10 protein-coding genes are annotated in these 14546 nt (G+C 72.6%); 6 read left to right on the forward strand and 4 right to left on the reverse strand.

From position 1 onward, the window contains the following. Window positions 1-244: 244 nt before the first annotated feature. Together OG552_RS23785 and OG552_RS23790 are read right to left on the reverse strand one after the other, a co-directional pair. The gene (locus tag OG552_RS23785) at window positions 245-4342 is read right to left on the reverse strand and encodes a carboxypeptidase regulatory-like domain-containing protein (RefSeq protein ID WP_329141045.1); all 4098 of its coding nucleotides are present in this window, start codon (window positions 4340-4342) and stop codon (window positions 245-247) included. A gap of 508 nt (window positions 4343-4850) precedes the next feature. Next, window positions 4851-5798: a heavy metal transporter gene (locus tag OG552_RS23790; RefSeq protein WP_329136127.1), complete on the reverse strand. Its 948-nt coding sequence runs from the start codon at window positions 5796-5798 to the stop codon at window positions 4851-4853. Between the two features lie 590 nt (window positions 5799-6388). On the opposite strand from OG552_RS23790, the gene dapE reads away from it, so the two are divergent. The 3 genes from dapE (at window position 6389) to OG552_RS23805 (ending at window position 9551) form a co-directional block, all read left to right on the forward strand. Further along, a complete protein-coding gene (dapE, locus tag OG552_RS23795; protein WP_329136129.1) occupies window positions 6389-7456 on the forward strand; it encodes a succinyl-diaminopimelate desuccinylase in 1068 nt (355 codons plus the stop codon). 174 nt (window positions 7457-7630) lie between these two features. Further along, a complete protein-coding gene (locus OG552_RS23800) occupies window positions 7631-8707 on the forward strand; it encodes an alpha/beta hydrolase (RefSeq protein ID WP_329136131.1) in 1077 nt (358 codons plus the stop codon). A 16-nt stretch (window positions 8708-8723) separates the two neighbouring features. Then, window positions 8724-9551, forward strand: coding sequence for a TIGR00730 family Rossman fold protein (locus OG552_RS23805; protein ID WP_329136133.1), 828 nt, complete (start codon window positions 8724-8726; stop codon window positions 9549-9551). 33 nt (window positions 9552-9584) lie between these two features. Here OG552_RS23805 and folP read toward each other — a convergent pair whose 3' ends face one another. Further along, window positions 9585-10397, reverse strand: a complete 813-nt coding sequence (gene folP, locus OG552_RS23810) for a dihydropteroate synthase (RefSeq protein ID WP_329141046.1) — start codon at window positions 10395-10397, stop codon at window positions 9585-9587. Between the two features lie 150 nt (window positions 10398-10547). Here folP and OG552_RS23815 point away from each other — a divergent pair, with 150 nt between their 5' ends. After that, the gene (locus OG552_RS23815) at window positions 10548-10937 is read left to right on the forward strand and encodes a DivIVA domain-containing protein (RefSeq protein ID WP_329136135.1); all 390 of its coding nucleotides are present in this window, start codon (window positions 10548-10550) and stop codon (window positions 10935-10937) included. Continuing rightward, window positions 10930-11532, forward strand: a complete 603-nt coding sequence (locus OG552_RS23820) for a DNA-3-methyladenine glycosylase I (protein WP_329136137.1) — start codon at window positions 10930-10932, stop codon at window positions 11530-11532. The genes OG552_RS23815 and OG552_RS23820 overlap by 8 nt, the downstream gene beginning before the upstream one ends. A 55-nt stretch (window positions 11533-11587) precedes the next feature. Here the strand turns inward: OG552_RS23820 and OG552_RS23825 are convergent, their stop codons facing one another. Then, window positions 11588-12370, reverse strand: a complete 783-nt coding sequence (locus OG552_RS23825; RefSeq protein ID WP_329136139.1) for an enoyl-CoA hydratase/isomerase family protein — start codon at window positions 12368-12370, stop codon at window positions 11588-11590. A 432-nt stretch (window positions 12371-12802) separates the two neighbouring features. On the opposite strand from OG552_RS23825, the gene OG552_RS23830 reads away from it, so the two are divergent. Continuing rightward, the gene (locus OG552_RS23830; RefSeq protein ID WP_329136141.1) at window positions 12803-13795 is read left to right on the forward strand and encodes a helix-turn-helix domain-containing protein; all 993 of its coding nucleotides are present in this window, start codon (window positions 12803-12805) and stop codon (window positions 13793-13795) included. Window positions 13796-14546: the final 751 nt, after the last annotated feature.

Below are 14546 nucleotides of genomic sequence, written 5' to 3' on the forward strand. Positions count from 1 at the left end.
TATAGGAATCCGGCGGAACGGTCCTAAGCAGACATCTCGTATGACCATGAAAAAACGTCAATTCGCCCGCCACGCAGCACAATCGCCCGCCGCCCGGGCCGCGCGCCCCCCTCCCCGCCCACCGCCACGGACCACCCCTGCGGAGGACCCCTCCGCACACGGGTGCGGCACCCGGAAAGCCGCGACGCGGGCCGGCCCGAAGGAACCGGACCGACCCGCGTCACGCTTTCTCCACCCGGAAGAGCTACTTCTTCTTCAGGGTGAAGTTACTGGTGACCGTCGCCCCCTTCGTGATCTTCACCGTGGCCACCGTCGGCTGGTAACCGTCCTTCGCGACGATCACGGTGAGCGGGTTGTTCCGGGTGTCGAGCCAGAGCGCGTACGTGCCGTCCGCACTGGTGGTCAGCGAGTACGCCGACGTCCAGCTGTCGATCTGCACGGTCGCCCCGGCGAGCGGCGCGGTGCCGCCCGAGGCGGTGGCACCCAGCACGGTGCCGGTGATCTTGCCCCACGTCTTGGGCGGATCGACGTGGAGGGTGACCGGGACCGCGGTCAGGCTGTACGGCGTGTCGCTGCCCAGCGCGATCTTGGCGGTGAAGTCACCCGGCTGGGTGACCTCGGGAACCGTCGAGTCCAGCGTGACGGTGACGTTCGCACTGGCGCCGGCGTCCAGCGTCAGCTGCTGCGTGCTCTCGGAGAGCCACGTCACGTCCGCCGACCCGCCCTGGTCGTAACCGGGCAGCAGCTCCACCGCGGGGATGGGGCTGCCGGGCGCGTCGCCGCCGCCGACCTTGTAGAGGCCCACGGTGGCGCCGCTGCGGTAGGTCGGGATGTTGGCGTTCGGCAGCGTGCTCCAGGTGCCGGACGCCGGGTCGAAGGAGTACCCCTTGTTGGTCAGCGCGTTGGCGCTCACCCCGCTGGAGATGAGCAGCTGACCGTTGGCCGCGGTGTAGGCCGAGGCCCACTGCGTGGCCGGCAGGTCGGCGATCGGCGACCAGCTGTCGGCCGCCGGGTCGTAGGCGTAGGCGCTGGTGACCTCGGTGTTGCCGTTCAGACCGCCGGCGCAGTAGATCTCGTCGCCGATGGCGCCGCAGGACTCCCAGGAGATGGGCTCCGGGTAGTCGGCGATCGCGGACCAGCTGTTCGACGCGGGGTCGTACGCGCTGGCGTCCGTGGTGCCACAGGCCGAGGTGCAGCCGCCGATCATGTACAGCTTGCCGTCGAGCACCGTGGTGCCGGAGCCGGCGTACGGCGCGGGCGCCGACGCACCGGTGGTCCAGCTGTCGCTCGACGGGTCGTAGATCTCCGTCTTCGCGTCCGGTGCACCGGACGCGCCCCAGCCACCGGAGACATAGAACTTGCCGTCGATGAAGCCGTGGGCCGGAGCCTCGCGGGTGTCCGCCGCGCTGGCCAGCTTGGACCAGCTGCCGGCCACCGGGTCGAGCACGTACAGGTCCTTGCTGTCGTCAGAACCGGTGAACCCGTAGGCCGAGTAGATCTTGCCGTCGTACGACCCCACCGCGTTGTCCATGATGCTCTGCGGGAAGTCGGGCGCGCTCTGCCAGGCGTCGTCGGACGGCCCCGCGGCCGGCTTGACGACGGTGCCGGCCTTGGCCGCGGCGGCCTTGCTCGACAGCGGGGAGAAGTTCCCCTTGACCGTCTTGAGCGGGGCACCCACGGACTGGATCTGGAAGCCGCCGGACTGCTCGCCCAGCTTCAGCGTGGCGGGCGCGCCACCGGTGTTCTTCACCTTCAGCGTCTTGGTGGTCTGCTTGCCCCACGCGACCGTGGCGCTGATGGACGCCGGAGTGACCGTCAACTGCCCGGCCTTCAGCTTGAAGTTGGCCTGCACGGCGCTGTCCGCGCTGACCTTCACCGCCTTCGACAGGCTGGTGTAGTGGCCCTTGGCGGCGGTGAAGGAGTGGCTGCCGAGGGTGGAGGCGAAGAGGGAGTAGAAGCCGTCGCCGAGGTTCGGGTCCTCGGGGGTGGCGATGGTGGTGGCGGTCTCGGCCGGCTTGTCGGAGTTGGTGACCGTCGCGCCGGTCGCTCCCGCAGCGGTGTTGGCGTCCGTGACGGTACCGACCACCTCGGCGCCCGGGATCGGCGTCAGGGCGCGGTTGCCGACGAAGACGTTGTCGACCTCCCACCACCAGCCGAAGGAGCTGGCGAAGTGGAAGCGCAGCTGCACCGCGGACTTGTCCGCGTAGTCGGTCAGCGGCACCGAGATCTTCTGCGGGCCGGTGACGTCCTGGCTGCTGTTCCAGACCGTGGTCCAGGTGGCGCCGCCGTCCGAGGTCGCCTGCACCTCGGCGGTCTGGCCGTTGTACGACTTGTAGTCGGTGGCGAAGCTCAGCTCGGGGCTGGTCTTGCCGGTGAAGTCGTAGACCGGACTGGTGAGTTCACTGTCCTGGTGGTTGCCGCCACCGAAGTGGTCGCTGTCCGCGACGGCGAACGCGCCGCTGCCACCGGTGTGGTTGGTCCGGTTGCCCGGGTCGTCGAACTCCCAGCCGCCGGTGGAACCGTCGGCGTTGGTCACGCTCCAGCCGGCCGGCGGGGCGTCGGTGGCGTCGAACGGCTCGGTGCTGCCGGTCTCGCTGAGCTGGTAGCCGGGGGTGCCGGCGGCCCAGGCGTCTGCTGCGACAGCGATGTTGAGCGACTTCGCGCTGTCGCCGACGGTGACGGTCTTGGTGGCCGCCTGGTAGCCGGTGTTGGTCGCGGCGACGTGCAGGGTGTAGGTGTGGCCCTCGGGCAGCGACAGGTCGTAGCCACCGGTGACCGGGTCGGTCCACACCGAGCCGGGGGCACCGTCCACGGTGATCTTGGCGTAGAGCGGCCAGCCGTGTCCGGAGCCGTCGGTGACCTTGCCGGAGACGGTCTGGCTGGCCACCGGGGCGAGCCCGAAGTCCTCGGTGAGGGTGTCGCCGTCCTCGACGGCCACCCCGGCGTCGGTCTTGCTCTCGTAGCCGAAGGCTTCGACGGTGATGTCGTAGGTACCGGCCGGCACCGAGAGGGTGTACGTGCCCGCGGCGCTGGTGTGCGCCACGTTGCCGCCCGCCGAGACGGTGGCCCCGGAGATCGGGTCGCCGGTGGAGGTGTCGGTCACGGTGCCGGAGAGCTCACCGTGCGGGCCGCTGCGGAAGGCCGCGAGACCGTTCGGGGTGCCGAGGCCGGTCGGCCCGTCGTAGCCCGTCGTGCCGGTGCACAGGTAGGACGGCGAGCAGGAGCCGTTGGTGCCCGAGGTCACGTCGTTGAGCGCCGAACTCGTCGCGTACGGGTAGGCGTTGGGGTATGAACCCGCCGCCGGGGAACCGGCGTCCGCGTACACGCCGGCGATGATCGGCGAGGCCACCGAGGTCCCGCCGTACACCGTCCAGCCGCCGTTGCCGTACGTCTGGTAGACCGCCACGCCGGTGGCGGGGTCGGCGACCGCGGAGACGTCGGAGACCGCGCGGTTGGCGCAGCCGGTGTCGGTCTGGAAGGCGGGCTTGGGCTCGTAGACCGAGCAGCCGGAACCCGCGCCGTCCCAGGCGGACTCGGCCCAGCCGCGCGTCGAACCGGAGGAGTGGGCGAGCGAGGTGCCGCCGACCGAGGTCACGTACTGCGACGCGGCCGGGTAGGCGACGCCGTAGCCCGAGTCACCGGACGAGGCCACCACGGCCACACCCGGGTGGTTGTAGTACGCGTCGAAGGCGGTGGTCTCCGACGGGTCCTCACCGCTGCCGGGCGACGAGTTGTAGTTCGTGCCATAGGAGTTGGAGACGTACTTGGCGCCGAGCGCGACCGCCTCGGTGACCGATCCGCCGAGGTTCTCGAAGCTCGGGTCGTCGGCCTCGACCAGCAGGATGTGGGCGTAGGGGGCGACCGCCGACACCATGTCCAGGTCGAGCGAGATCTCGCCGGCCCAACCCGGGTCGGGCGCCGGGTAGTCGGTGCCGCCGCGCTGGTCGACCTTGGTGAAGCAGCCGTTGGCGGTGGTGCACGCCGGGAGCCCGAACTGCTCCCGGTAGACCGCCAGGTCGGCCTCCGCGGTGGGGTCGTCGTAGGCGTCGACGATGGCCACCGTCTGGCCGGCGCCGCCGTCCGCGGGCAGGGTGTACGCGCTCTGCAGGTCCGCCGGGCCGAACCCGTTGGGGGTGACCGCGGCGGGGGTGACGCCCTTGACCGCCTTGACGTCGGTACGCCGCAGCGAGAAGCAGGTGAAGGAGCCCTGCTTGGCCGGGGCGCACGACGCCTGGAAGGAGGGCTGTGCGGATTTGTTGGCGGCTGCGGAACTGGCGGCCGGGGCGGTGGAGTTGGCGGGTGCCGCGGCCTGAGCCGGTGACTGGACACCCAGGGCGGCCAGTGCGGTGGCACTGAGGACCGCCAGGAGAGCGGAGATCGTCCGCCGTGGAGTGGGTCTGGATATCGCTGACGTGCGCAAGTGTGACTCCATGCGTAATGGCAGGGGTCGACCCGTACGCGGTTCTCGGGCGACGGTGAGTGCGCGTGCATTCACCGGGGCCCAATTAGCGATATCTGTGGAGTGCATGTCAACGTAAGCGGTTCGTGTTGTTTCGGTCGCTCTGTGTGGCGTCGGCGTGCCGGAGGAGTCGGTTCTGGGCGGGAACTGGTGGGTTTTCCGGTGAATTGTGTTGCCAATGGGGCGGGTTGGTGGAGGCTTGTGGGGCGGTTGATGATCGCTGGGGCGTCCTGGGCGTGAACCCGACACGGCGGCAAGCCGCCAGGAGGGGGGCGGGGGGAAAGGGGGGCACAAGGTGCCTTTGGGGCCTGGCGGCCGGGGCGTGGGGGGGTGGTCAGCCGGGACGCGGGGGTCGGTGGCCGGGACGTGCGGGTTGGCGGTCGGGGGTCGGTCAGCCGGCGACGGTGATCCGGACCAGGCCGTCCTGGCGGGCCGCCGGGGCGGAGTCGCCCTTGCCGCCGCCGGAGCCGGCCGGCTGCTTCTGCCAGCCACGGGCGGACTGGGCGGCCTGCCAGCGCATACCGCCGAAGGAGACCTGCTCGACCCGCAGATCGTGCGCGTGCGCGACCGCCCACTGCGCCAGCTCCCAGCCGCGCCGGGTGCCGTCGCCCTCGGCGGCGCCCCCGGCCGGGGTGGACGGCACGGCGACGGTACGCGGCAGGGTGCCGTCCGTGCGCGGCTTCACCTGGGTGCCGAACTCGCGGGTCAGCCGGGCGGAGACGCTTTCCGTACTGCCCGGGCGGCCGCCCGCGCTGGACGGGGTGTCGGCGCCGGTGGTGCAGGTCAGGGCGCCGTTGTCGTGGCCTGCCAGGGCGGTGGAGAGCAGGGTGGCGTCGGCCTCGTGCTTGGCGTAGGCCTGCGGGTATCCGCTTTTCTGGACCTTCTGGGCGGCGACGGTCAGCGGCAGGCGGGTGTAGCCCTTGATCTTCACCAGGCTGTCGAAGAAGGAGTTGGCGGAGAAGACCGGGTCGAGGATCTGCGCTTCGGTGCCCCAGCCCTGGGAGGGCCGCTGCTGGAACAGGCCCAGCGAGTCGCGGTCGCCGTGGTCCAGGTTCTCCAGGTGCGACTCCTGGAGGGAGGTGGCCAGGGCTATGGTCAGGGCCCGCTCGGGCAGGGCGCGGGCGGTGGCGACCGCGGCGATGGTGGCGGCGTTGGCGGCTTCGGTCACGGAGAGGGTCAGCTCGTCGCCGGACGCGGTGACGGTGCAGCCGGCGCCGGGCGGGCCGTTCTCGTAGTTCAGGTGGTACACGACGTACCCGCCGACGCCGAGCAGCACGACCCCCGCGGCGACGAACTTCAGCCCACGGCCGCGCGACTTCGCACCCTTCCCACTCGGCATGCGACGAGCGTACCGAAACGGGTCGCCTCCGGCGGACCACCCGACACGGTGCCGTCGCCTGACGGCGTGTCACCGGCCGCGGCTGGGTTGCGCTGCGCTCGGCACCGCCGGGTCGGTTCGTTCCGCGTCCCGCCGCGGCGGCGGTTTGGGGGCCGCGGGGCCGCCCCCGGGGCCCGCTGGTGCTTGGGCTCGCTGCTGGCGGCGGTCTTCTGGGGGGCGGGTGGGTTGCGCTGGGCTCGGGACCGCCGGGTCGGTCTGTCCCGCGTCTCGCCGTGGCGGCGGTTTGGGGGGCGGGGCCGCCCCCGGGGCCCGCTGGTGCTTGGGCTCGCTGCTGGCGGCGGTCTTCTGGGGGGCGGGTGGGTTGCGCTGCGCTCGGCACCGCCGGGTCGGTTCGTTCCGCGTCTCGCCGCGGCGGCGGTTTGGGGGCCGCGGGGCCGCCCCCGGGGCCCGCTGGTGCTTGGGCTCGTTGCCGGCGGCGGTCTTCTGGGGGGCGAGTGGGTTGCGCTGGGCTTGGGGCCGCCGGGTCGGTTCGTTCCGCGTCCCGCCGCGGCGGCGGTTTGGGGGCCGCGGGGGGCCGGTAGGGTCGGGGGATGGGTGATGGGCTGGGGATTGACGGGGATGTCGTCGCGTTGACGGCGCGGCTGGTGGACGTGGAATCGGTGAGCCGGGAGGAGAAGCGGCTGGCCGATCTGGTGGAGGACGCGCTGCGGGGCGTCCCGCACGTGCGGGTGGACCGGGACGGGGACGCCGTCGTCGCGCGGACCGATTTCGGCCGCGCCGAGCGCGTCGTGCTCGCCGGCCACCTCGACACCGTGCCGATCGCCGGCAACCTGCCCTCACGGCTCGACGACAACGGCCTGCTCTGGGGCTGCGGCACCTCCGACATGAAGGCCGGCCTCGCCGTCCAGCTGAAGCTCGCCGCCACCCTCACCGCCCCCAACCGCGACCTCACCTACGTCTTCTACGACGCCGAAGAGATCGCCGCCGAGTTCAACGGCCTCGCCCGCCTCGTCGACCACCACCCCGACTGGCTCGCCGCCGACTTCGCCGTCCTGATGGAGCCGACCGGCGGCCGGGTCGACGGCGGCTGCCAGGGCACCCTCCGCGTCCGCGTCGAGACCACCGGCCGCCGCGCCCACTCCGCCCGCAGCTGGCTCGGCGAGAACGCCATCCACAAGGCCGCCCCGATCCTCGCCGTCCTCGCCGGCTACCAGCCCCGCAAGGTCGAGATCGACGGCCTGGTCTACCCCGAGGGCCTCAACGCGGTCATGATCGAAGGCGGCCACGCCGGCAACGTCATCCCGGACAGCTGCGCCGTCACCGTCAACTACCGCTTCTCGCCCGACCAGAGCGAAGCCGAAGCGCTGGACCGGGTCCGCGACATCTTCGCCGGCTTCCACGTCGTACCGACCGACAGCGCCCCCGGCGCCCTCCCGGGTCTGTCGCACCCCGCCGCCGCGGCCTTCGTCGAGGCGATCGGCGTCCCGCCTGCCGCCAAGGAGTCCTGGACCGACGTCGCCCGCTTCTCCGCCCTCGGTATCCCCGCGGTGAACTACGGCCCCGGCGACCCCACCCTCGCCCACACCCGCGAGGAGAACGTCCCGGTCGCCGCCATCGTGGCGGCCGAGCAGAAGCTCCGCCAGTGGCTGACCGGGTAAGCCAACCGCGTAAGCCGACCGCGTAAAGCCGGCCGCGCCGAGCCGACCTCGTAAACCAGAGCAAAACCCGCGGCAACCGAAGCAACCGAACAGGGGTGCGTAAGGGTCCTCAATCCCGGCATGGTGTGATCGGGCACGTCCGGTCAGGGACGGCCGGGGGGAAGAGGGCACACAGTGGGGCTGACCAGCGGCACGTTCGCACTCCTGCTCTGCGCCGTGGCGGTCGCCGCGGTCGCCGCCGCCGTCCTGCTCTGGTCCAAGGTCCGCGGCCCCCGCGCGATCCGCACCGCCGCCCGCGTCGGCATGATCGTGCTCTGCCAGCTCACCGCGATACTCGTGGTGATGGTCACCGTGAACGACCAGAACGGCTTCTACGCCTCCTGGGCCGACCTGCTCGGCCAGGCCAACGCGGGCGGCGGCAGGACCGTCTCCGCCCAGGCCCCGCCGCCCCCCGCGGTCCCCGACTACCGGGTCACCTTCACCGCGTACACCCAGGGCTTCCGCAAGGCCACCGTGCACGGCTGGCACTCCGGTACGAAGGGTGACGTGATCGTCTGGCTGCCGCCGCAGTACGCCAAGAAGGAGTACGCCCACACCCGCTTCCCGGTCATCGAGGTGCTGCACGGCATACCCGGCACCCCGCACAGCTTCCTGCGCGGCATGCGGCTCGGGCAGATCATGCAGGACCAGATCACCCAGGGCCGCGCCGAGCCGGCGATCCTGGTGCTGCCGACGATCACCCCCGACCGGGTGAACACCGGCTGCGCCGACGTACCCGGCAAGAGCAGGGTCGCCACCTGGCTCACCGACGACGTGGTGCGGACCGTCACCACCAACTTCCGTACCCTGCCCGCCCCGCGCGGCTGGGCCGTGATGGGCATCTCCACCGGCGGCTACTGCGCCGCCCGGCTCGCCCTGGAACACCCCGGCACCTTCACCGCCGCCGCGGCCCTCGCCCCTGACAACCCCGCCGACGGCGTCCGCTCCCCGCTGTGGCTGGCCCGCAACACCCGCCCCAGGGTCCAGTTGCTGGTCGAGTCGAGCCTGCAGGACCCGGAGAGCCCGCCGGGATTCGCCGACCGGATCAGCGCCGCGGTCCGGCCGCCGGCCACCGTCACCGTCCTGCGGATGACCCGCGGCGGTCACAACTGGAAGACCTGGGGCCGGATGTTCCCCGACGCCTTCACCTGGCTCAGCGGCCGTATCGAGGCGCCCCGCGCGGTCCCCTTGGCGCCGTCCGCGGCGCCGTGATGCGTACGCTTCCGGTATGACTGAAGCATCTGACACCGGCGACACCGGCGAGGGTCTCGACGAGGCCCAGGAGGAGGCCGCGGCGGCCTACGCGGCGGCGGAACGGACCCCCGACGGCAAGGGCTGGCCCGAACGGCAGACGGGCCCGGTGGTCCGCCGCCGCGGGCAGGTCCAGACCGGCACCACCGACCAGCGGCTGCTCGACAGCCACGGCCCCACCGAATGGGTGCACGGCGACCCCTGGCGGGTCATGCGCATCCAGTCCGAGTTCGTCGAGGGATTCGGCACCCTGGCCGAACTCGGCGCCGCGGTGAGCGTCTTCGGCTCCGCCCGCACCCGGGTCGACTCCCGCGAGTACGCGGCAGGCGTACGCATCGGACGCGCCCTCGCCCAGGCGGGCTTCGCCGTCATCACCGGCGGTGGACCCGGGGCGATGGAGGCGGCCAACAAGGGCGCGCTCGAAGCGGGCGGCGTCTCGGTCGGCCTCGGCATCGAGCTGCCCTTCGAGCAGGGCCTCAACCAGTACGTCGACATCGGCGTCAACTTCCGCTACTTCTTCGTGCGCAAGACGATGTTCGTGAAGTACGCGCGCGGCTTCGTCGTCCTGCCCGGCGGCTTCGGCACCCTCGACGAACTCTTCGAGGCGCTCACCCTCGTGCAGACCAAGAAGGTCACCCGCTTCCCGATCGTGCTCTTCGGCACGGAGTACTGGGGCGGGCTCGTCTCCTGGATCCGCACCACCCTGATCGCCGAGGGCAAGGCGTCCCCGGCGGACCTGGAGCTCTTCCACGTCACCGACGACGTCGACCAGGCAGTGGCCCTGGTCACAAAGGAGAGCGCCTAGGGCAGGGCGCCGGCCCCGGCGCCTGCCCCGGCCTCAGGCGAGGCCGCGGCGCGCCACCCGCGGTTCGCGGTGCCCGGCGATCGCCGCCACCATCTCCAGCACCTGCCGCGTCTCGGCCACCTCGTGCACCCGGTACACCTGGGCGCCGAGCCACGCCGAGACCGCGGTCGTGGCGAGCGTCCCGATCAGCCGCTCTTTCACCGGCCTGTCGAGCGTCTCGCCGACGAAGTCCTTGTTGGAGAGTGACACCAGCACCGGCCACCCGGTGGCGGTCATCTCCGGCAGCCGCCGGGTCGCCTCCAGCGAGTGCCGGGTGTTCTTGTTGAAGTCGTGCCCGGGGTCGATCAGCACCGCGTCCCGCCGTACGCCGAGCGCCACCGCCCGGTCGGCCAGTTCGCAGGTCACCCGCAGGATGTCGGCCATCACGTCCTCGTAGCCGGCCCGGTGCGGCCGGGTCCGCGGCTGTGCCCCGCCCGCGTGGGTGCACACCAGCCCGGCGCCGTAGCGGGCGGCGATCTCCGCGAGCTTCGGGTCGATCCCGCCCCACACGTCGTTGAGCAGGTCCGCGCCCGCCTCGCAGACCGCCTCGCCGACCTCGTGCCGCCAGGTGTCGACGCTGATCACCACGTCCGGGTGGCGGCGGCGCACCTCGGCGACGAAGGAGACCGTACGGCGGATCTCCTCGGCCGCCGACACCTCGTCGCCCGGACCCGCCTTGACGCCGCCGATGTCCACGATCGCGGCGCCCTCCTCGACCACCTGGGCGACACGCTCCAGCGCCGGTTCATCGGTGAAGGTGGCCCCCTGGTCGTAGAAGGAATCGGGTGTACGGTTCACGATCGCCATGATCACCGGCTCCCGCTCGCCGAATTCCCGGGTTCCCAGCCGAAGTGCCACTGCCGCTCCTCATCTCAGACTCATGCGATCGTGGCACGATCGTGCCTGACATGTACGGCAGGCCCCGGGCCTGCCCGGCCCGAGTCCCGGGAGATCGACTTGTTCTGGTTCATGCTCATCGCGCTCGTCGTGGTGGTCGCCGCCGTGGCCATGGCCGTGCTCGGCGACGGCGGCGCGCTGAAGGACTCCGACCCCGACCGGCTGGAGGACCGGCTGCCCCCGGACCGGCCGCTGCTGCGGTCGGACATCGACGCGGTACGGCTGCCGGTGGCGGTGCGCGGCTACCGGATGCTCGACGTGGACGAGGTGCTCGACCGGCTCGGCGCGGAACTCGCCGAGCGCGACGCGCGGATCGCCGAGCTGGAGACGTCCCTGGCGGGCGTCCAGGCGATCGGGCAGCCGCACGGGGCGACTCTGCTCAAGGAGGACCCCGCGCCGCCCGCGAACGCGCCGCTGTACCCGCACACGGACGACGACGCCGGTGAGTGACCCGGGCGGAGTGGTGGTCGGTGAGGACGGACTGGCCCGCTGTCCGTGGGGGCTGTCCGCGCCCGACTACATCGCGTACCACGACCAGGAGTGGGGGCGGCCGGTGCACGGCGACGACGCCCTCTTCGAGCGGATCTGCCTGGAGGCGTTCCAGTCGGGGCTGTCCTGGATCACCATCCTGCGGCGCCGGGAGAGCTTCCGGGCGGCTTTCGGCGGCTTCAAGATCGACACGGTGGCGGCCTTCACCGACGAGGACAGGACCCGGCTGCTGAACGACGCCGGCATCATCCGGAACCGGGCGAAGATCGACGCGGCGATCACCAACGCGGCCGCCGCCCGTACCGTCCGGGAGGGCCACGAAGGCGGCCTGGACGCCCTGATCTGGTCCTACGCCCCGGACCCCGCCCTGCGGCCCGCGCCGGTCTCCACCGCCCAGGTCCCCGCCACCACCACGGAGTCCGTGGCGCTGGCGAAGGACCTCAAGAAGCGCGGCTTCAAGTTCGTCGGGCCCACCACGGCCTACGCGCTGATGCAGGCGTGCGGCCTGGTCAACGACCACCTGGCGGGGTGCAGCGCGCGGGTGGGGCCGGTCTAGGCAGGGCGGGCCGGGGGCGGGGTCCCGGGCGGGTCCCGGGACGGGTCCCGGGCGGTCAGCGGCCTTCGAACCGCGGGACCTGCTTGGCGACGAACGCCGAGACCGCCGTGCGGTGGTCCTCGGTGGCGCCCGCCCGGGTCTGGAGCTCGTCCTCCTTGGCGAGGGACTCCACCAGCGAGTGGCCGGCGCCGTAGGCGAGCGCCTCCTTCAGGGCCGCGTACGCCACGGTCGGGCCGGCGGCGAGGGCGCGGGCCACCGCCAGCGCCTCGGCGGGCAGGTCCGCGGCCGGCACCACCCGGTGCACCAGGCCGATGGCCAGCGCCTCGTCGGCCTTCACCGAGCGCGGGAAGAGCAGCAGGTCGGCGGCCCGGCCGTGGCCGACGAGCCGGGGGAGCGTCCAGGACAGGCCCGAGTCGGCGCCGAGCGCGACCCCGGCGAAGGCGGTGTTGAACGAGGCGGTGTCCGCGGCCACCCGGTAGTCCGCGGCGAAGGCGAAGCCCGCGCCGGCGCCCGCCGCCACCCCGTTGATCCCGGCGACCACCGGCTTCGGCATGGTGGCGATGGCGGTGGTGATCGGGTTGTAGTGCTCGGCGACAGTCGTCAGGCCGCCGCCGGCCGCCAGGATCCCGACGTGCTCCTTGAGGTCCTGCCCGACGCAGAACGCCCGCCCGGCGGCGGTCAGCAGCACCGCCCGGACCGCCTCGTCGGCCGCCGCCTCACGGAGCACGTCCCGCAGGGCGTCCTTGGTCCGCGTGTCGAGCGCGTTCATCGCCTCGGGTCGGTTCAGCGTGACGGTCGCCAGCCCGTCACCCACCTCGTACAGCACGCTGTCGGCCATGCCAGAACCCCTTCGTCGCGGCAAGTGTCCCGGCCAGGATGCCGGACCCGGCGGCGGACGGACATGTGACGAACGTCAAACGGGACGGACGCGGCGCGGGCGCCGTACGGGTCACCGGGCGGGCGATTTCCCGGTGAGCGGAAAGCGAGCGGGAAGTGAGCGGAATGCGGGGGTATTCGGGGTGCATTCAGGGGGGCATTCGGAGGGCGCGGCACCGGGAAATGCGGTGACCGCGGCGATCACCGCTTTTCGCGGGCGCGGCCGGCGATGTCTTTCCGGGGGCCGGTCAGCGGTTTCCCCCGCCACCGGTCGCCGGCACGGTCACTGCTCCGGTCATGGCACGGTCGCCGGCGCGTGTGGGGGCTGTGGCCGGCCCGCGGAGCGGGGTGGGAGCCTACGGTGACGCATGCCGAGGGGAGCTGGTGACGAGGGATGCTGACCGAGACCGTGTTCCGCAGCGAGGACATACCGGCCGCCGACCGGTTCGACGCCTGGCGCGACCTGATGAACCGTACGCACGCGCCCCTGCGGCTGGAGAGTGAGGCCGCCGCGGACTTCCGGGCGCACCAGCGGCTGATCGAACTCGGCGCGGTGTCCATGTGGCCCGCCACCTTCCAGCAGTTGGTGTTCATCAGGACCCCGCGGCTGATCCGGCAGTCCGATCCGGAGGTCTACCACCTCTCGCTGCTCCTGAGCGGGAAGGCAGGGGTGACCTGGGGCCGGCGGGAGAACACCTACGGGGCGTTCGACTTCCACACCAACGACTCCTCGCGGCCGTACGAGATCTGGACCGGCCGCGGCCCCATCTCGTCGGTGGGCATCGAGATACCCAAGGCGCTGCTGCCGCTGCCCCAGGCCCGGATGGACCAGGTGATCGGCCGGCACGTCTCCGGCCGGGAGGGCGTCGGCACGCTGCTCACGCAGTTCCTCACCCAGATCGCGGCGGACACCCGGCCCTACCAGCCGGTCGACGGACCCCGGCTGGGCACGGTGCTGGTCGACCTGGTGGCGGCGATGCTGGCCCAGAACCTGGAGATCGAGTCGGCGCTCGCGCCGGAGACCCGGACGCGGGCGCTGACGCTGCGGGTGCAGTCCTACATCCGGCGCCATCTGCACGACACCGAGCTGACGCCCACCCGGATCGCCACCGTGCACCACATCTCCCGCAGTTATCTGCACCGGCTCTTCCAGGCGGAGGACGAGTCGGTGGCCGCGTACATCCGCAGGCACCGCCTCGAAGGCGCCCACCGCGACCTCGCCGACCCGGGGCTGGCCGGCACCGCGGTCCACGTCATCGCCACCCGCTGGGGCTTCCCCCGCGCCGCCGACTTCGCCCGCGCCTTCCGCACCGCCTACGGCATCCCCCCGACAGAACACCGCCGCCGCTCCCACCAGCCCACCGCCCCGGACGGCGAACGGCGGTAACCCCGGCGTTGTGGGCCGGCATTTCTTTTGTGCCGGGCGGGGAATTCCGGGGTGCCGGGGGTGGCTCATTGCGGGTGCCACGGAATTCTTGGGCGTGCCGGGTATTTCCGTATGCGGGGGCCTGCGGGAATTCCGGCGGGGCCGGCGGCGTGCCGGATGGTCCCGCGGGGCTGCCGGACCCGGTCCGACCTGCGGTGGTTCACGCATTGCCAACGCGGCCGGCGACCGAGGGATAACGACAGGCCCCCGGCGCGGGGTCATCCTTGGTCGTGCCTCCTCCGGTCCGGCCCACTCGGGCCGGGTCCCCGAGCCCCCGCCCGCCTCATCGGACCGGGGAGGTACCGCACCGCCGCCGCACGGCGGCGCACCAGCGTGCTCGTGATCCCCCGCGGTCCCCGCGGAGGCCACGGGTGCCAACGGGGGGGTGCGGCGCCGTGCGGGGGGCGGACGGCGCCGCGCCGGGCGGTCCCGCCGTGACGGCCACGAGCGCCGGGGGACGCTTCGTGGGCGTGATGACGGGATTCCACCGCCGCGAGGCGCGGGTGACCACCGGCGACGGCGGTCACCCGCGCGCCGGCCGCAGCACCCGGCATCCCCGCCCGGCCGCCGCACCTGGGACCGCCCTCGGGACCGCACCCGGGACCCCGCCGCGAGCCGCCGTCCCGCACGGATTTCCCGGCCGGTGGATTTCCCGGACCGGGCCCCGATCCGAGGCAGGCGCCACCCGATGCCGCTGACCAGGTAAGATCAG

The sequence above is a fragment of the Streptomyces sp. NBC_01476 genome (genome assembly GCF_036227265.1).
Lineage (GTDB): Bacteria > Actinomycetota > Actinomycetes > Streptomycetales > Streptomycetaceae > Actinacidiphila.